Here is a 17568-nt window from a genome sequence, read left to right on the forward strand (position 1 = left end):
ATTCAGCCGAACGCATTCATACGACTACCGAACGCCACCGCGCCCGCCATCCCTGGTCGGGGACATGACGGGCGCGGTGTCGGAATGCCGTACTCCGTTGTACGGACCGTATGAGGGGTCTCCCCGGAGGGGGAGGGGTGACGGGTTACACCATCAGGGAGCGGTCCGTCGGCTTGACCGGGTACGGGAGGGTGCTCGTGCCCGTCAGGTAGCGGTCCACGCCGCGGGCGGCCGAGCGGCCTTCCGCGATGGCCCACACGATCAGGGACTGGCCGCGGCCCGCGTCGCCGGCGACGAAGACGCCGTCGGCGTTGGTGGCGTACGAGGCGTCGCGGGCGATGTTGCCCCGCTCGTCCAGGTCCACGCCGAACTGCTCGACGAGGCCGTTGGACTGGTCGGTGCCGGTGAAGCCCATCGCCAGGGTGACCAGCTGCGCGGGGAGGACGCGCTCGGTGCCGGGCTTCTGGGTGAGCTTGCCGTCGATGAACTCGACCTCGACCAGGTGCAGGGACTGGACGTTGCCGTCCTCGTCGCCCTCGAAGTGGGTGGTGGAGACGGAGTAGATCCGCTCGCCGCCCTCCTCGTGGGCCGAGGTGACCTTGTACAACATCGGGAAGGTCGGCCACGGCATGGCCGTCGGGCGGTCCTCCGACGGGCGGGGCATGATCTCCAGCTGGGTCACCGACAGGGCGCCCTGGCGGTGGGCGGTGCCGACGCAGTCCGCGCCGGTGTCGCCGCCGCCGATGACGACCACGTGCTTGCCCTCGGCGGTGATCGGCGGGGCCAGGAAGTCGCCCTCCTGGACCTTGTTCGCGAGCGGCAGGTACTCCATCGCGGCGTGGATGCCCTTGAGCTCGCGGCCCGGGACGGGGAGGTCGCGGGAGACGGTGGCGCCCGCCGCGACGACGACCGCGTCGAACCGCTTGCGCAGGTCCGTCGCCGTGATGTCGCGGCCGACCTCGATGCCGGTGCGGAACTTGGTGCCCTCCGCGCGCATCTGCTCGATGCGGCGGTTGATGTGCACCTTCTCCATCTTGAACTCGGGGATGCCGTAGCGCAGCAGGCCGCCGATGCGGTCGGCGCGCTCGTACACGACCACGGTGTGGCCGGCCCGGGTCAGCTGCTGGGCGGCGGCCAGACCGGCCGGGCCGGAGCCGATGACGGCCACGGTCTTGCCGGAGAGGCGGTCCGGGGCCTGCGGGGTGACGTCGCCGTTGTCCCAGGCCTGGTCGATGATCGAGACTTCGACGTTCTTGATCGTGACGGCCGGCTGGTTGATGCCGAGCACGCACGCCGACTCACAGGGAGCGGGGCACAGGCGGCCCGTGAACTCCGGGAAGTTGTTCGTCGCGTGGAGGCGCTCCGACGCCGCCGCCCAGTCCTCGCGGTAGGCGTAGTCGTTCCACTCGGGGATCAGGTTCCCGAGCGGGCAGCCGTTGTGGCAGAACGGGATGCCGCAGTCCATGCAGCGGCCGGCCTGCTTGCTGATGATCGGCAGCAGCGAGCCCTTGACGTAGACCTCGTTCCAGTCCTTGACGCGCTCGGCGACGGGACGGGTGCAGGCGGTCTCGCGCGGGGTGGTGAGGAAGCCCTTCGGGTCAGCCATGGGTCGCCGCCTCCATCATCTTCTCGGTGGTCTCGGACTCGGAGAGTCCGGCCAGCTCAGCGGCGTCCTTGGCGGCGAGCACTGCCTTGTACGTGGTCGGGATGATCTTGCTGAAGCGGGCCGCGGCGGCGTCCCAGTCAGCCAGGAGCTTCGCGGCCACGGTCGAGCCGGTCTCCTCCTCGTGGCGGCGCACCACATCGTGCAGCCACAGCTTGTCCTCGTCCGACGGGGCCTCGACGGCCTCCGCGTTGCCGGAGTTGACCTGGCGCGGGTCGAGGTCGATGACGTACGCGACGCCGCCGGACATGCCCGCCGCGAAGTTGCGGCCGGTCTCGCCGAGGACGACCGCGGTGCCGCCGGTCATGTACTCGCAGCCGTGGTCGCCCACGCCCTCCGAGACGACCAGGGCGCCGGAGTTGCGGACGCAGAAGCGCTCGCCGGTGCGGCCGCGCAGGAACATCTCGCCGCCGGTGGCTCCGTAGCCGATGGTGTTGCCGGCGATGGTCGAGTACTCGGCGAGGTGGTCGGCGCCGCGGTCCGGGCGGACCACGACGCGGCCGCCGGAGAGGCCCTTGCCGACGTAGTCGTTGGCGTCGCCCTCCAGGCGCAGCGTGACGCCCTTGGGGAGGAAGGCGCCGAAGGACTGGCCGGCCGAACCGGTGAAGGTCAGGTCGATGGTGTTGTCGGGCAGGCCCGCACCGCCGAACCGCTTGGTGACGTGGTGGCCGAGCATGGTGCCGACGGTCCGGTTGATGTTGCGGATCGCGACCTGGGCGCGGACCGGCCGGGCCGCCTCGGCGGTCTCGGCGTTCAGCGCGTCGGCGGCGAGCTCGATCAGCTCGTTGTCGAGGGCCTTCTCCAGACCGTGGTCCTGCTCGACCAGGGCGTGGCGGACCGCGCCCTCGGGCAGGGACGGCACGTGGAAGAGGGGCTCCAGGTCGAGGCCCTGCGCCTTCCAGTGGGTGACGGCCTTGCTGGTGTCGAGGAGCTCGGCGTGGCCGACGGCCTCCTCGATGGTGCGGAAGCCCAGCTCCGCGAGGATCTCGCGGACCTCCTCGGCGATGAACTCGAAGAAGTTCACGACGAACTCGGGCTTGCCGGAGAAGCGGTCGCGCAGGACCGGGTTCTGGGTGGCGATGCCGACCGGGCAGGTGTCCAGGTGGCAGACGCGCATCATGACGCAGCCGGAGACGACGAGCGGCGCGGTCGCGAAACCGAACTCCTCGGCGCCGAGCAGCGCGGCGATGACCACGTCGCGGCCGGTCTTGAGCTGGCCGTCGGTCTGGACGACGATGCGGTCGCGCAGGCCGTTGAGCAGCAGGGTCTGCTGGGTCTCGGCGAGGCCGAGCTCCCAGGGGCCGCCCGCGTGCTTGAGCGAGGTGAGCGGGGAGGCGCCCGTTCCGCCGTCGTGGCCGGAGATCAGGACGACGTCCGCGTGGGCCTTGGAGACACCGGCCGCGACCGTACCGACGCCGACCTCGGACACGAGCTTCACGTGGATGCGCGCGACCGGGTTGGCGTTCTTGAGGTCGTGGATCAGCTGGGCCAGGTCCTCGATCGAGTAGATGTCGTGGTGCGGCGGCGGGGAGATCAGGCCGACGCCGGGGGTCGAGTGACGCGTCTTGGCGACCCACGGGTAGACCTTGTGGCCGGGCAGCTGGCCGCCCTCGCCGGGCTTGGCGCCCTGCGCCATCTTGATCTGGATGTCGTCCGCGTTGACCAGGTACTCGGAGGTGACGCCGAAGCGGCCGGAGGCGACCTGCTTGATCGCCGAACGCCGCGCCGGGTCGTACAGGCGGTCCGGGTCCTCGCCGCCCTCACCGGTGTTGGACTTGGCGCCCAGCTGGTTCATGGCGATGGCGAGGGTCTCGTGCGCCTCCTTGGAGATGGAGCCGTACGACATGGCGCCGGTGGAGAAGCGCTTGACGATCTCGGAGACCGGCTCGACCTCGTCGATGGAGATCGCCGGGCGGCCCGCCTCGCCGGTCTTGAAGCCGAACAGGCCGCGGAGCGTCATGAGGCGCTCGGACTGCTCGTTCACCCGGTCCGTGTACTTGCGGAAGATGTCGTACCGGCGGTTGCGGGTGGCGTGCTGGAGGCGGAAGACCGTCTCCGGGTCGAAGAGGTGCGGCTCGCCCTCGCGGCGCCACTGGTACTCGCCGCCGATCTCCAGCGCGCGGTGCGTGGCCGCGATGCCGGAGGCCGGGTACGCCTTGGCGTGGCGGGCGGCCACCTCCTTGGCGATGACGTCCAGGCCGGCGCCGCCGATCTTGGTGGCGGTGCCGCTGAAGTACGTGCCGACGAACTCCTCGTTCAGGCCGACGGCCTCGAAGACCTGGGCGCCGCGGTAGGAGGCGACGGTGGAGATGCCCATCTTGGACATGACCTTCAGGACGCCCTTGCCGAGGGCGTAGATCAGGTTCTTGAGGGCCTTCTCGGGCTCGATGCCCTCGATGAAGGTGCCGGCGCGCAGGAGGTCCTCGACGGACTCCATGGCCAGGTACGGGTTGACCGCCGCGGCGCCGTAGCCGATGAGCAGGGCGACGTGGTGGACCTCGCGGACGTCGCCGGCCTCGACGAGCAGGCCCACCTGGGTGCGCTGCTTGGTGGCGATGAGGTGGTGGTGCACGGCGGAGGTGAGCAGCAGCGACGGGATCGGCGCGTGCTCGGCGTCCGAGTGGCGGTCCGACAGGACGATGAGGCGGGCGCCGGCCGCGATGGCGGCGTCGGCCTCGGCGCGGATCTCCTCGATCCGGGCGGCGAGGGCCTCGCCGCCGCCGGAGACCCGGTAGAGGCCGGAGAGCGTGGCGGCCTTCATGCCCGGCATGTCGCCGTCGGCGTTGATGTGGATGAGCTTGGCCAGCTCGTCGTTGTCGATCACCGGGAAGGGCAGGGTGACGCTGCGGCAGGACGCGGCGGTCGGCTCCAGCAGGTTGGACTGCGGGCCGATCGAGGAGAGCAGCGAGGTGACGAGCTCCTCGCGGATGGCGTCCAGCGGCGGGTTGGTGACCTGCGCGAAGAGCTGGGTGAAGTAGTCGAAGAGCAGCCGGGGGCGCTCGGAGAGGGCCGCGATCGGGGAGTCGGTGCCCATGGAGCCGAGGGGCTCGCCGCCGGTGCGGGCCATGGGGGCGAGGATGACGCGCAGCTCTTCCTCGGTGTAGCCGAAGGTCTGCTGGCGGCGGGTGACCGAGGCGTGGGTGTGGACGATGTGCTCGCGCTCGGGCAGGTCCGTGAGCTCGATCTCGCCGGTCTCCAGCCACTCCGCGTACGGGGCGGCGGAGGCGAGCTCGTCCTTGATCTCGTCGTCCTCGATGATCCGCTTCTGGGCGGTGTCGACGAGGAACATCCTGCCGGGCTGGAGGCGGCCCTTGCGGACGACCTTGGCCGGGTCGATGTCGAGGACGCCGACCTCGGAGCCGAGGACGACGAGGCCGTCGTCGGTGACCCAGTAGCGGCCGGGGCGCAGACCGTTGCGGTCGAGGACCGCGCCGACCTGGGTGCCGTCGGTGAAGGTGACGCAGGCGGGGCCGTCCCAGGGCTCCATCATCGTGGAGTGGTACTGGTAGAAGGCGCGGCGGGCCGGGTCCATGGAGGCGTGGTTCTCCCAGGCCTCCGGGATCATCATCAGCACGCTGTGCGGCAGCGAGCGGCCGCCGAGGTGGAGCAGCTCCAGGACCTCGTCGAAGGAGGCGGAGTCGGAGGCGTCCGGGGTGCAGATCGGGAAGATGCGGTCCAGGGCGGCCTCGCCGAAGGCGGAGGTGGCCAGCTGGGACTCGCGGGCCTTCATCCAGTTCCGGTTGCCCTTGACCGTGTTGATCTCGCCGTTGTGCGCGACGAAGCGGTACGGGTGGGCGAGCGGCCAGGACGGGAAGGTGTTCGTCGAGAACCGGGAGTGGACCAGGGCGAGCGCCGAGGCGAAGCGGCGGTCGGAGAGGTCCGGGAAGAAGGGCTCCAGCTGGCCGGTGGTCAGCATGCCCTTGTAGACGATGGTGCGGGCGGAGAGCGACGGGAAGTAGACCCCGGCCTCGCGCTCGGCGCGCTTGCGCAGGACGAAGGCCTTGCGGTCCAGCTCGATGCCGGTGGTCCCGTTGCTCACGAAGAGCTGGGAGAAGGCGGGCATCGTGGTGCGGGCGCCGTTGCCGAGCAGGTCGGGGGTGACCGGCACCTCGCGCCAGCCGAGGACCGTCAGGTTCTCCTCGGCGGCGATGGCCTCGATGCGCTCCACGGCGACGGCCTGTGCGGTGCCGTCGGCGGGGAGGAAGGCGATGCCGACGGCGTAGGCGCCGGCCTCGGGGAGCTCGAATCCGGCGACCTCGCGCAGGAAGGCGTCCGGGACCTGGGAGAGGATGCCGGCGCCGTCGCCGGAGTCCGGCTCGGAGCCGGTGGCTCCGCGGTGCTCGAGGTTCCGCAGGACGGTCAGGGCCTGCTCGACGAGGGTGTGGGTGGCCTCGCCGGTGAGGTTCGCCACGAATCCGACGCCGCAGGCGTCCTTCTCGTTGCGCGGGTCGTACATGCCCTGCTGGGCGGGGCGACCGTCCATGGGCGACCAGGCGGTGGTGCTGGGGCCGGTCGCGGAGTGCGTGGATGCGGAACGCATCGGCTCTCCCGTCGTCGTCGTGGCAAATGTGCTGGCCGAGGGACGACGTTGGCCCTCTGCGAAAGTTCGTGCAGGCTACATGATGGCCGTGATTCCGAGAAGCGGATATCGCATTCCACTATGCGGACACTGCGCGAGGCAGAAAGAAGGGACCTTCGTGGACTGCGGGGGGTGGAGCGAGCTCGGAAGCTTCCGCGGATACGACTCGGGGCGAAGGTCCCGGCGCGAAACGGGCATCTTTGCCCGGCGCCCTGGTCTGATGCCCGGCGGCAACGGAAGTGAAACCACCGGATTCGAGACTACTTATGTTGCGTACTGCATAGTGTCTCACTCCCAGGGCGCTTAGCCTATGGCGCCGCCGATCCAGGTTCCCAGGACGTACGTCACACCGGCGGCGGCACCACCCAGGACAAGCTGGCGCATACCGCTGTACCACCAGGACCTGGCCGTCACCCGGGCCACCACCGCGCCGCAGGCGAAGAGCCCGGCGAGCGCCAGCAGCACGGCCGGCCACAGGGCGGTCGCCCCGAGCAGGTACGGCAGCAGGGGCAGCAGCGCGCCCAGCGCGAAGGAGCCGAAGGAGGACACGGCGGCGACCAGCGGCGAGGGCAGGTCGTCGGGGTCGATGCCGAGCTCCTCGCGGGCGTGGATCTCCAGCGCCTGCTCCGGGTCCCGGGACAACTGCATGGCCACCTCGCGGGCTAGGGCGGGCTCGACCCCGCGCGAGACGTAGAGCTCGGCGAGCTCCTCCATCTCGTCGACCGGGTGCTTGCGCAGCTGCTGGCGCTCCACGTCGAGCTCGGCAAGGACCAGCTCGCGCTGGGAGGCGACGGAGGTGTACTCGCCGGCCGCCATCGAGAAGGCGCCGGCCGCCAGTCCGGCGAGGCCGGTGATCACGATGGTCTGCGGGGCCACCGCGCCGCCCGCCACACCGGTCATCAGGGCGAGGTTGGAGACCAGTCCGTCCATGGCGCCGAAGACGGCCGGGCGCAGCCAGCCGCCGTTGACGTCGCGGTGGGTGTGGTTGTCGCGGTGGGCGGTGTGCAGCGGCGCTTCGGTGTCGATGATGGACATGCGGCGTATCTCCCCTTTTCGCATGAGTGGGTACGCGAAAGCGACGCGCAGCCGTGCCCTCCCCGGGCACTCCCCTGAACACCTCGAAACTACGCACGATTTACGGCTCCCGCCAGCAAGGAAGGCCGTACTTACCTGGGCTTTCGCGGATCGGCGACCGGGTGACGGGGATGTTCGGGGGGTGTTTCGCGGCGACCGACAAACCTCACGGCGTGGCACAAATCCCCCAGGGACTCATGATGGGTCCCATCACGTGGGAGAGGCGCGCCATGGAGCTGGTCGCATGCAATCCGCAAGTCCTCCTGGAGCGGGCCCGGGGCGCGCTGCTCGGCCTCGCCGTGGGTGACGCGCTGGGCGCTCCCGCGGAGAACATGAAGCCGTCGGAGATCCGTGCGCGGTGGGGCCGGATCGAGGGCTTCGTGTCGGAGGACCCGGCCGGGACGGACGACACGGAGTACGCGATCTTCTCCGGGCTGCTGCTGGCCCGGCACGGCTCCGCGCTGACCGTGGCGCACGTCGAACGGGCCTGGCACCACTGGATCGCCGACCTGGACGAGGGCCCGTTCCGCGGGGCGGGCTTCTCCGAGCGGGGCACCCTGGAGAACCTGCGCCGGGGCCTGGCCGCGCCCATCTCGGCGCAGCACCGGCACGCCTGGTCGGACGGGCTGGCGATGCGGGCGGCCCCGTTCGGGGTGTTCGCGGCGGGGCGCCCGGCGGAGGCGGCGCGGCTGGTGGCGATCGACGGCACGGTCAGCCACGACGGGGAGGGCATCTACGGCGGCCAGGCCGTCGCCGCCGGGGTCGCCGCCGCGATGGCGGGCGGCTCGCCCGCGTCCGTGGTCTCGGCGGCCCTCTCCGTCATCCCGCCGGACTCCTGGACGGCCCGCTCCCTGCGGCGCGCCGTCACCGCCGCCCCGCGCGGGGAGCGGGCGGTGCGGTCGGCGGTGGTCATCGGCGGCTACCCCTGGACGGACCTGGCCCCGGAGGCGGTGGGCCTGGCGTTCGGGGCGTTCGCGGCCTGTGCGGGGGACTTCCCGTCCTCTGTCCTCACGGCCGTGAACATGGGCCGGGACGCCGACACCACGGCGGCGGTGGCGGGCGCCCTGGCCGGCGCCCTGTCGGGCGCCGCCGCCATCCCCGCCGACTGGTCCTCGGCCATCGGCCCGGTCCGCGGCAGCTGCCTCCCGTCGATGCGCGGCTACCACGTCCTGGACATCGCGGACCTCCTCACCCCGGAGCCCCCCCGATGACCCCACCACCCCCGGCCCCCACGGGGGCGGACTCCGCCCTGGCCCCCGCCGGCAGCGAGCACGTCGCCGTGCCGCCACCCCCGGCCCCCGCCGGCACCGAACGCGTCGCCGTGGCGCCGGCCCCCCGCCCGGACCCGGCCGCCGGCGAGACCGAGCACATCACCCTGCCGCCACGTCCGGATCCCGCCGGCAGCGAGCACGCCGCCGTGCCGACCGTCCCCCGACCGGACCCGGCCCCGGGCCAACCGGCACCGGCCGCCGGGCCGGGCCCGCACGCCGGAACCCAGGCTGTCCCGGCACCGGGACAAAGAACGGCGGAAGGGACCGCCGAGCCGCGCGACCCCGCCCTGCCGGGCGACGCGCCGGGGCCGGGCCCCATGCCCCCCGCACCCTCGGCACCCGGCCGCGCCGTAGCCGACCCCGCTGCGGCGGGCGGCGCGCCGGAGCGGGGGGCCGGGGGCCTGCCCCCGGTTTCGGGAAGGGGCGGGGCGGGGGAAGTCCTCGCCCCGGCCGAAGCCCCTGGGGCGGCCGACACGGACCGGGCCGGGGCCGGACAGCCGCAGGCCCCGGCCGAAGCCCCGCGGGCCGCCGACACGGACCGAGCCCGGGCCGGACAGCCGGAGGCCCTGCCCGGATCCCCGCGAGCCGCCGGCACGGACCGGGCCGGGGCCGGATCGCCCGTGCGGGCCCTCACCAGCCAGACGCGGCCCGGATCCCCCGGGGCCATCGGCGCCGCCCGCACCCGCGCCGGACAGCCGGAGGCCGACCGGGCCGGGACGGCGGAGGCGGCCGCGCCCGGGCGGCGGATCGAGGGGCTGCTGCTCGGGCTCGCCGCAGGCGATGCCGCCGGGTGGCCCGCCGCCCGGCACCGGGCCAGCCGGATGCCGCAGTGGACCCGCCGCCTGACCCGCGAGCTCGACACCTTCGCCGAGCAGAACGCCACCACCACCCTCCCCGTCCCCATCGCCCTCAACCAGCCCCCCGAACCCCTGCGCCTCGGCCCCTCCGACGACGCCGAATGGGCCGCCTTCGCCGCCGAGTCCGTCCTCACCGCCGCCGGAGCCCTGCTCAGCGACCTGTCCCGGTCCCGCCGCATGCGCGCCGCCATCGACCTCGCCTGGAACGCCCTGGCCAGCGAGGTCGCCGCCGCGGCGGAACGCGCCCCCGAGGTCGAGTCCGCCGTACTGCCGATGCGCGCGCGGATCTCCGTACGGGCCGGCCTCGGCAACCTCGCCGCGGGCCTGCGCCCGCCCGCCACCGGCCACGACAACCCGCACTACTTCGACGACGCCGCCTGCGTCCGCGCCTGCGTGCTCGCCGTCGTCCACCCCGGCGACCCCCGCGCGGCCGCCGAGCTCGCCGAGTTCGACGCCCGCTACACCCAGGACGGCGACGGGGTCCACGGCGCCCGCGCCATGGCCGCCGCCGTCGCCGCCGCCCTGGCCGGGGCCGGCACCGACGCCGCCGTCGAGGCCGCCCTCGAACAGCTGCCCGCCGCCACCGAGATCGGCCGCAACGCCCGGCACGCCGTCGCCCTCGCCCGCGCCGAGGCGGAGGGCGCCTTCGCCCTGGTCCCGCTGCTGGAGCACCAGATCGTGGACCACGTCTACAGCTACGGCATCGCCGCCGCCGAGACCGTCCCCGTCGCCCTCGCCCTGGCCACCGCCGCCCGCGGCCGGGCCGCCGAGGCCGTCCCGGCCGCCGCCTGCCTCTCGCGCGTCGCCGACTCCGCCCCCGCCCTCGCGGGCGCCCTCACCGGCGCCCTCGGCGGAGGCGGCTCCCTGCCCGCCTCCTGGCGCGAGGCCTGCCGCGTGCTGTCCGGCTGCGCGCTGCCCCGCCTGGCCGGAACCGACCTGGTCGAACTCGCCGCGCTGCTCACCCGCACGGAACTCACCTCACCCAAGGGATGATTCGGACATGACCTTCACCCTGGAGGACCGGATCACCGGCTCCCTCGTCGGCGCCGCCGTCGGCGACGCCCTCGGCGGCCCGGTGGAGGGCTGGTCCCCCGAGCAGATCGCCGAACGGCACGGCGGCCGCGTGCACGGCATCGTGGGCCCCTGGTACGAGGACTGGCGCACCGCCCGCCCCATCGCGCCGTACCACAAGGGCGACGGGCACGTCACCGACGACACCCTCATGACGCACGCCCTGGTGCGGGTGTACGAGACCGTACGGGACCACCTGGACGCGTACGCGGTCGCCGACCACCTCGTCCCCGACCTGATGTCCGTCCCCCGCTGGATCCCCGAGCTGGAGGCCGAGGCCCTGCCGCTCCAGCGGGTGTTCCTCGCCGAGAAGTGGATCGTGGCGCGCCTGCACTACGCGCACGCGGACCCGCGCGAGGCCGGCGACGGCAACATCGTCAACTGCGGTGCGGCGATGTACATGGCGCCGGTCGGACTGGTCAACGCGGGCAATCCGCGCGGCGCCTACGCCGAGGCGCTGGACGTCGCGGGCGCGCACCAGTCCTCGTACGGGCGGGAGGCGGCCGGGGTGTTCGCGGCGGCGGTGGCGGCGGCGTGCCTGCCGGGGGCGACGGCCGCCTCGGTGGTGGACACCGCGCTGGACCTGGCCAAGGACGGCACCCGGGCGGCCATCGCGGCGGTACGGGAAGCGGCCCTGCGCCACCGGGACTTCGAGTCGGCGCTCGGGCCGCTGCGGGAGGCGGTGGCCCCGTACGACTCGGTCGGCCCGGACTACCGGGCGCCCTCGCTCGGCGCCCGGCGGCCGTCGCGGCTGCACTCCATCGAGGAGCTGCCGATCGCGCTCGGGATGCTGCTGGTCGCGGACGGCGGGTACGAGACGGCGGTGCTCGGGTCCGTCAACTACGGACGGGACTGCGACTCCACGGCCGGGATGGCGGGGGCCCTCGCGGGCGCGCTGGGCGGCGCGGGCGCGGTGCCGGCGGGCTGGGCCAAACGGGTCGCCGAGGCCAGCCGGCTGGACCTGCACGCCCCGGCGGCCGCCCTGGCGACGGTGGCCCGCGAGGTCTTCACCCGCGACCGCGACCGCCGCCGGACCCACGAGACGGCCTTCACGGCCCTGGCCTTCCCCCGATGACGGCACCCCCCGGCGCGGAGCTCGTGCGGCTGACCTGGGCGCAGCCCGAGGACCTCGTCGGGCACGAGTTGCGGCAGGCCGCCGAGGACGGGCGGGACGCCGGGCCGCTGCTGCGGGCCTGGCTGGCGGCGGGCGGCCGGCCCGCCCCCGCCCGGGCCGGCGCCTCCCCCGCCCCGGCGGGGCCGGAACTGCGCGCGCTCGCGACCCGCCTCCTGGACGAACTCGCCGCCCTCCCCCTCCCGTCGGCCGCCGACGAGCCCACGGCGTGGCCCGCCGTCCGCGCGACCCGGCCCGCGCCCGCCCCGGTGGGGTCCGGACGTCGCCTCGCCCCGGTCGACCCCGGCCTCTGCGCCCGGCTGGAGGCAGCCTGGGTGGGGCGGGCCGTGGGGTGCGTGCTCGGGAAGCCCGTCGAGAAGCTGCCGCTGCGGGGGATCCGGGCGCTGGCCCGGGCCGCCGGGAACTGGCCGCTCGACGACTGGTTCACCGCCCGCGGCGTCCCCCCGGAGCTGCTCGCCGCGCACCCCTGGAACCGCCGCTCCGCCGCCACCTCCCTCGCCGAGAACATCGACGGCACCCCCGAGGACGACGACCTCAACCACCCCCTCCTCGGCCTGCTCCTCCTCCAGCGGCACGGCAGGGACTTCACCACCGCCGACCTCGCCCGCCTCTGGCTCGACGAGCTCCCGGCCGGCCGGGCCTTCACCGCCGAGCGGATCGCCTACCGCAACCTGCTCCTGGGCCTGGAGCCCCCGCTCACCGCCACCCACCGCAACCCCTTCCGCGAGTGGATCGGCGCCCTGATCCGCGCCGACGTCCACGGCTGGACCAACCCCGGCGACCCGGCCGCCGCCGCCGCGCAGGCCTGGCGGGACGCCACCCTCAGCCACACCGCCAACGGCGTCTACGCCGCCCTCTTCGCCGCCGCCGCCATCGCCGAGGCCGCCTCCGGCCGGGCCGACGTGCACGGCGCGCTCCGGGCCGGGCTGGCCGTCGTACCGCCCCGCTCCCGCCTCGCCGAGGCCGTCCGCTTCGGGATCCGCGCCGCCCGCGCGGAACGGGACTTCGAGCGGGTCGTGGACCGGCTGCACGCCCGCTACGGCGGCTACCACTGGGTGCACGCGCTGCCCAACACCGCCCTGATCGCGGCCGCCCTCACCCACGCCGACGGGGACTTCACCCGCTCCGTGTGCGGCGCGGTGTCCGGCGGCTGGGACACCGATTCCAACGGGGCCACCGCCGGCTCGGTCGCCGGGCTGCTCGCCGGTTCCCCCGACCGGATCCCGGAGCGGTGGACCGCCCCGCTGGGCAACCGCCTCTCCACCACCGTCGCCGGTTTCGACGGCGTCGGCTTCGACACCCTCGCCCGTCTCACCGCCCAGGAGGCAGCCCTACCTTGACATCCTCCCCCTCGTGAACGAGGGGGACTCCTACGGCTCGCGCCGTAGGGCCTTCTGCTTCGTCGCCGACTGCCCGCCCGGAGTTCTCCGTTGAGGTCTTACACCAGCTCCACAGACTGTCACCGCCAGTCCGGCGGCCAGCAGGTTCTCCGCCGCGTTGACGTCCCGGTCATGGGTCGTCCCGCAGCTCTCACACGTCCATTGGCGGACGCTCAGCGGCATCCTCCCGGCGAGGGTGCCACAGTGGGAGCACAGTCTCGAGGAGGGAAAGAAGCGGTCGACCGCGATCACTTCCCGCCCGTACCAGACGGCCTTGTACTCCAGCATGGACCGGAACTCCGCCCACGCCGCGTCGCTGATGGCGCGGGCCAGGCTCCGGTTCCTGACCATGTTGCGCACGGTCAGATCCTCGATCACGAGCGTTTGGTTCTCACGCACGAGTCGGGTGGTCAGTTTGTGCAGGTGGTCCCGACGCCGGTCGGCGATCCGGGCATAGATCTTGGCGACCTTCCTGCGGGCCTTGGCCCGATTGGCTCCGTCACCCCTGACCTTCTTCGCCAGACGCCGCTGCGCGAGGGCGAGACGGGCGCGGTCGCGACGCTCGTGCCGGGGATTGGCGATCTTCTCCCCGGTGGACAGGGTCAGCAGGTGGTTCAGACCCACGTCGATACCGACCGCCGCATCCGCGGCCGGCAGGCGCTCCACGGCCGGATCCTGGCACAGCACCGACACGAACCAGCGCCCGGCGGCGTCGTGCGACACGGTCACCGTGGACGGCCGCGCTCCCTCCGGGAGCGGGCGCGACCACACGATGTCCAGCGGTTCGGACATCTTCGCCAGAGTGAGCCGACCGTCACGGAGTCGGAATCCGCTGGTGGTGTACTCGGCGGACTTCCGCGACCTCTTCCGCGACTTGAAACGCGGGTACTTCGCCCGCTTGCCGAAGAAGTTGGCGAACGCGACTTGCAGGTGCCGCAGGCTCTGCTGCAACGGCACGGAGGAGACCTCACCGAGGAACGCGAGTTCCTCGGTCTTCTTCCACGCCGTCAGCAACGCCGATGTCTGGTTGTAGTTGACCCGCTCCTGTCTCGCCCACGCCTGTGCTCGGGCAGCAAGCGCGAGGTTGTAGACCTTGCGCACACATCCGAAGGTGCGCGACAGCTCCGCCGCCTGCGCATCAGTCGGATAGAAGCGGTACTTGAACGCCCGCTTCACAGGCTTCCCGGACACGCTCACAAACTAGCGTGGCTGCTGTTCAAGACCAACACTGCTGCTCAGAACGACGGGATCCGCCCCGAGGGCGAATCCCGGCTCGCCGCCCTGCTCCGCAGGAGTCCGATTCCTCCCCGGCCTGAACGCCGGGGACTCCCGGGAGGTACCCGATGACGGCCATCGCCGTGCTCGGCAGTACGAACATGGACCTCGTCGCCTACGTCCCCAAGGCCCCGCACCCCGGGGAGACCGTCACCGGACGGGAGTTCCGCACCGTCCCCGGCGGCAAGGGCGCCAACCAGGCGGTGGCCGCCGCCCGGCTCGGCGGGGAGGTGGTGATGATCGGCGCGGTCGGCGCGGACGAGTTCGGCGTACGGCTGCGGGCGGCCCTCGCCGCGTCGGGGGTGGAGACCGCCGCCCTGCGCACCGTCGAGGGGGCCAGCGGCACCGCCCACATCACCGTCGACGACGAGGGCGCGAACAGCATCATCGTCATCCCCGGCGCCAACGGCCGCGTCACCGGACTGGAGCCGGGCGACGACTCCCGCATCGGCGCCGCCGACTGCCTGCTCCTCCAGCTCGAACTCCCCCTGGAGGCCGTCCTCGCGGGCGCCCGCGCGGCCCGCGCCCACGGGGTGCGGACGGTCCTCACCCCGGCGCCCGCCCAGCCCCTGCCGGCCGAACTCCTCGCCGCCACCGACCTGCTGGTCCCGAACGAGCACGAGGCCGCCGCCCTGACCGGTCTCACCGACCCGCACCGGGCCGCCGAGGCGCTGCTGCGGGAGGTGCCGGAGGTGGTGATCACCCTGGGCGCGGAAGGCTCCCTGTACGCGGCCCGGGGGCGGGCCCCCCTGACCGTGCCCGCGCCCCGGGTCCGGGCCGTGGACACCACCGCCGCCGGGGACACCTTCGTGGGGGCGCTCGCGGTGGCCCTCGGGGAGGGCCGGCCGGTACCGGAGGCGCTGCGCTGGGCCTCGGTGGCGGCGGCCCTCTCGGTGCAGCGGCCCGGGGCCCAGTCCTCGATGCCGACCCGCACGGAAACGGACACCGCCGCCCGGGCCGGGCACTCCGGGCCGGAGACCGCTGACACCGCCCGCGCGAAGTCCGACGGCACCGCCCGCGCACGGACCGACTCGTGACCCCGGCCGAACCCACGCCGGGGGCCGGGGCCACGCCCGGGACCGTGCCCGACCCCCCGGCCCCGCCCGGGACCGGCGCCCGTACCTGCCCCGGACAGGGGAGCGGACCCCTCGCCGGGCTGCGGGTGCTGGATCTGGCCACGCTGTTCGCCGGGCCCCTCGCCGCCACCCTGCTCGGGGACTTCGGGGCCGAGGTGGTCAAGGTCGAGCACCCCGCGCGGCCCGACCCCTCGCGCGGGCACGGGCCCGCCAAGGACGGGGTCGGGCTGTGGTGGAAGCTGCTCGGGCGGAACAAGCGGACGATCACCCTCGACCTGTCCACGCCCGGCGGCCGGGACACCCTGCTGCGGCTGGCCGCCACCGCCGACGTGGTCGTCGAGAACTTCCGCCCCGGCACCCTGGAGCGCTGGGGCCTGGGCTGGCCCGAGCTGTCGGCCGCCAACCCCCGGCTGGTGCTGGCCCGCGTCACGGCCTTCGGCCAGCAGGGCCCGTACGCCCGCCGCCCCGGCTTCGGCACCCTCGCCGAGGCCATGAGCGGCTTCGCCGCGATCACCGGTGAGCCGGACGGCCCCCCGACCCTCCCGCCCTTCGGCCTGGCGGACTCCATCGCCGCGCTGACCTGCGCGTACGCCGTGATGACCGCGCTCGCCGGACGGGACCGGACCGGACAGGGGCAGGTGGTGGACCTGGCGATCATCGAGCCGATCCTCACCGTGCTGGGCCCGCACCCGCTCTGGTACGACCAGCTCGGCTACGTCCAGCCCCGCACCGGCAACCGCTCCGCGAACAACGCCCCCCGCAACACCTACCGCAGCGCGGACGGCCGCTGGCTGGCGGTGTCCGCGTCGGCGCGGTCCATCGCGGAACGGGTGGTCCGCCTCGTCGGGCGCCCCGAGCTGGCCGACGAGCCCTGGTTCGGGACGGGGACCGGCCGGGCCGCGCACACGCAGGTCATCGACGAGGCGGTCGGCGGCTGGATCGCCCGCCACAAGGCGGAGGAGGTGGTCACGGCCTTCGAGGAGGCCGAGGCGGCCGTCGCCCTGGTCTACGACGTACGGGACGTGATGGCCGACCCGCAGTTCGCCGCCCTCGACACCGTCACCGAGGTCGAGGACCCCGAACTCGGCCCGCTGCGGATGCAGAACGTCCTCTTCCGGCTGTCCGGAACCCCCGGCGGGATCCGCTGGGCGGGCCGCCCGCACGGCGCGGACACCGAAGCCGTCCTCACCGAACTCGGCCTGACCCGGGCCGAGCTCACCGCTCTGCGCACGGAGGGTGCGTTGTGATCCTGACCTGGCTTTACGCACCCGGGGACCGTCCGGCGGTGGTGGAGAAGGCCCTGCGCTGCGGGGCCGACGCCGTCATCGTGGACCTGGAGGACTCGGTGTCGGCCTCCCGGAAGGAGTACGCCCGCGCCGCCACCGCCGAACTTCTCGGCGAACGGCCTCCGGTGCCCGTACACGTACGGGTGAACGCGCTCGGCTCCCCCTGGGCGGGCGCCGACCTCACGGCCCTGTCCCGGCTGCACGGGCTGGCGGGCCTGCGGCTGCCGAAGGTGGACGCCCCGGAGCAGATCGTCCGGGTCGCGGACCGGACGGGCGGGGTGGCGCTGTACGCGCTGCTGGAGTCCGCGCTGGGGGTGGAACGGGCGTACGAGATCGCCCGCGCGCACCCTTCCCTGCAGGGGCTGACCCTGGGCGAGGCGGACCTCTGCGCCGACCTCGGGGTGTGCGCGGAGGGCGGGCTGGACTGGCCGCGGTCCAGGGTGGTGGTGGCCGCCCGGGCCGCCGGGCTGGCGCCGCCCGCGCAGTCGGTGTTCCCGGACATCCGGAACCTGGAGGCGCTGGCCGCCTCCTGCGCGCGGGGGCGGGCGCTGGGGTTCCTGGGGCGGGCGGCGATCCATCCCCGGCAGCTGCCGGTGATCGAACGGGCCTTCCTCCCGGGGCCGGAGGAGGTGCTCGCGGCGGAGGAGGTCGTCGCGGCGGCCCGCGCGGCGCCGGGGGCGCTGGCGCTGCCGGACGGGCGGTTCATCGACCCCGCCGTGGTGGCCGCCGCCCACCGCACCCTCACGCTCGCGCGGCGGCCCCGCTGACCCCCAGCCTGCCCGGCCCCCTGACCCGGCCCTGCGGGGCTACTCCCCTACCCGCCCTTCCACCGTTCCCCGGGCGCTGCCCGGACCCGTTCCGGGCGCTCCGCGCCCGGTGCGCTCAAACGCCGCGCGGGCTGGATT

At 74.0% G+C, this 17568-nt stretch carries 11 protein-coding genes; 7 read left to right on the forward strand and 4 right to left on the reverse strand.

From position 1 onward, the window contains the following. Window positions 1-145 precede the first annotated feature (145 nt). From AB0O29_RS07550 to AB0O29_RS07560, 3 genes are all read right to left on the reverse strand, one after another. Window positions 146-1606 carry a glutamate synthase subunit beta gene (locus AB0O29_RS07550; RefSeq protein WP_365147575.1) on the reverse strand — a complete coding sequence of 487 codons (1461 nt, stop codon included), beginning with the start codon at window positions 1604-1606 and terminating at the stop codon, window positions 146-148. Further along, window positions 1599-6146, reverse strand: a complete 4548-nt coding sequence (gene gltB / locus AB0O29_RS07555) for a glutamate synthase large subunit (protein ID WP_365147614.1) — start codon at window positions 6144-6146, stop codon at window positions 1599-1601. The genes AB0O29_RS07550 and gltB overlap by 8 nt, the downstream gene beginning before the upstream one ends. A 399-nt stretch (window positions 6147-6545) precedes the next feature. Then, the gene (locus AB0O29_RS07560; protein WP_365147578.1) at window positions 6546-7277 is read right to left on the reverse strand and encodes a VIT1/CCC1 transporter family protein; all 732 of its coding nucleotides are present in this window, start codon (window positions 7275-7277) and stop codon (window positions 6546-6548) included. Between the two features lie 269 nt (window positions 7278-7546). Between AB0O29_RS07560 and AB0O29_RS07565 the strand changes: the two genes are divergently transcribed. The 4 genes from AB0O29_RS07565 (at window position 7547) to AB0O29_RS07580 (ending at window position 12987) form a co-directional block, all read left to right on the forward strand. Continuing rightward, on the forward strand, window positions 7547-8527 hold the full coding sequence (locus tag AB0O29_RS07565) for an ADP-ribosylglycohydrolase family protein (protein ID WP_365147581.1): 981 nt from the start codon (window positions 7547-7549) through the stop codon (window positions 8525-8527). Window positions 8528-9153: 626 nt separating this feature from the next. Further along, window positions 9154-10437 (forward strand): ADP-ribosylglycohydrolase family protein, encoded by a 1284-nt coding sequence (locus AB0O29_RS07570; protein WP_365147617.1) that lies wholly within the window; start codon window positions 9154-9156, stop codon window positions 10435-10437. A gap of 7 nt (window positions 10438-10444) precedes the next feature. Further along, a complete protein-coding gene (locus AB0O29_RS07575) occupies window positions 10445-11590 on the forward strand; it encodes an ADP-ribosylglycohydrolase family protein (protein WP_365147584.1) in 1146 nt (381 codons plus the stop codon). Next, complete coding sequence (locus AB0O29_RS07580) at window positions 11587-12987, forward strand: ADP-ribosylglycohydrolase family protein (RefSeq protein ID WP_365147587.1); 1401 nt, start codon at window positions 11587-11589, stop codon at window positions 12985-12987. Before AB0O29_RS07575 ends, AB0O29_RS07580 begins: the two co-directional genes overlap by 4 nt. A gap of 30 nt (window positions 12988-13017) precedes the next feature. Here the strand turns inward: AB0O29_RS07580 and AB0O29_RS07585 are convergent, their stop codons facing one another. After that, window positions 13018-14217 carry an RNA-guided endonuclease TnpB family protein gene (locus AB0O29_RS07585; RefSeq protein ID WP_365147590.1) on the reverse strand — a complete coding sequence of 400 codons (1200 nt, stop codon included), beginning with the start codon at window positions 14215-14217 and terminating at the stop codon, window positions 13018-13020. Between the two features lie 152 nt (window positions 14218-14369). On the opposite strand from AB0O29_RS07585, the gene rbsK reads away from it, so the two are divergent. The 3 genes from rbsK (at window position 14370) to AB0O29_RS07600 (ending at window position 17430) form a co-directional block, all read left to right on the forward strand. Beyond that, entirely contained in the window at window positions 14370-15338 is a 969-nt protein-coding gene (gene rbsK / locus AB0O29_RS07590; protein WP_365147593.1) for a ribokinase, read from the forward strand. Between the two features lie 119 nt (window positions 15339-15457). Beyond that, a complete protein-coding gene (locus tag AB0O29_RS07595; RefSeq protein ID WP_365147620.1) occupies window positions 15458-16624 on the forward strand; it encodes a CoA transferase in 1167 nt (388 codons plus the stop codon). Then, entirely contained in the window at window positions 16621-17430 is an 810-nt protein-coding gene (locus AB0O29_RS07600; protein WP_365147596.1) for a CoA ester lyase, read from the forward strand. Before AB0O29_RS07595 ends, AB0O29_RS07600 begins: the two co-directional genes overlap by 4 nt. The last annotated feature ends 138 nt before the right edge of the window (window positions 17431-17568 follow it).

The sequence above is a fragment of the Streptomyces sp. NPDC089915 genome (assembly GCF_040684675.1).
In the GTDB taxonomy this organism is placed as follows: Bacteria; Actinomycetota; Actinomycetes; order Streptomycetales; family Streptomycetaceae; genus Streptomyces.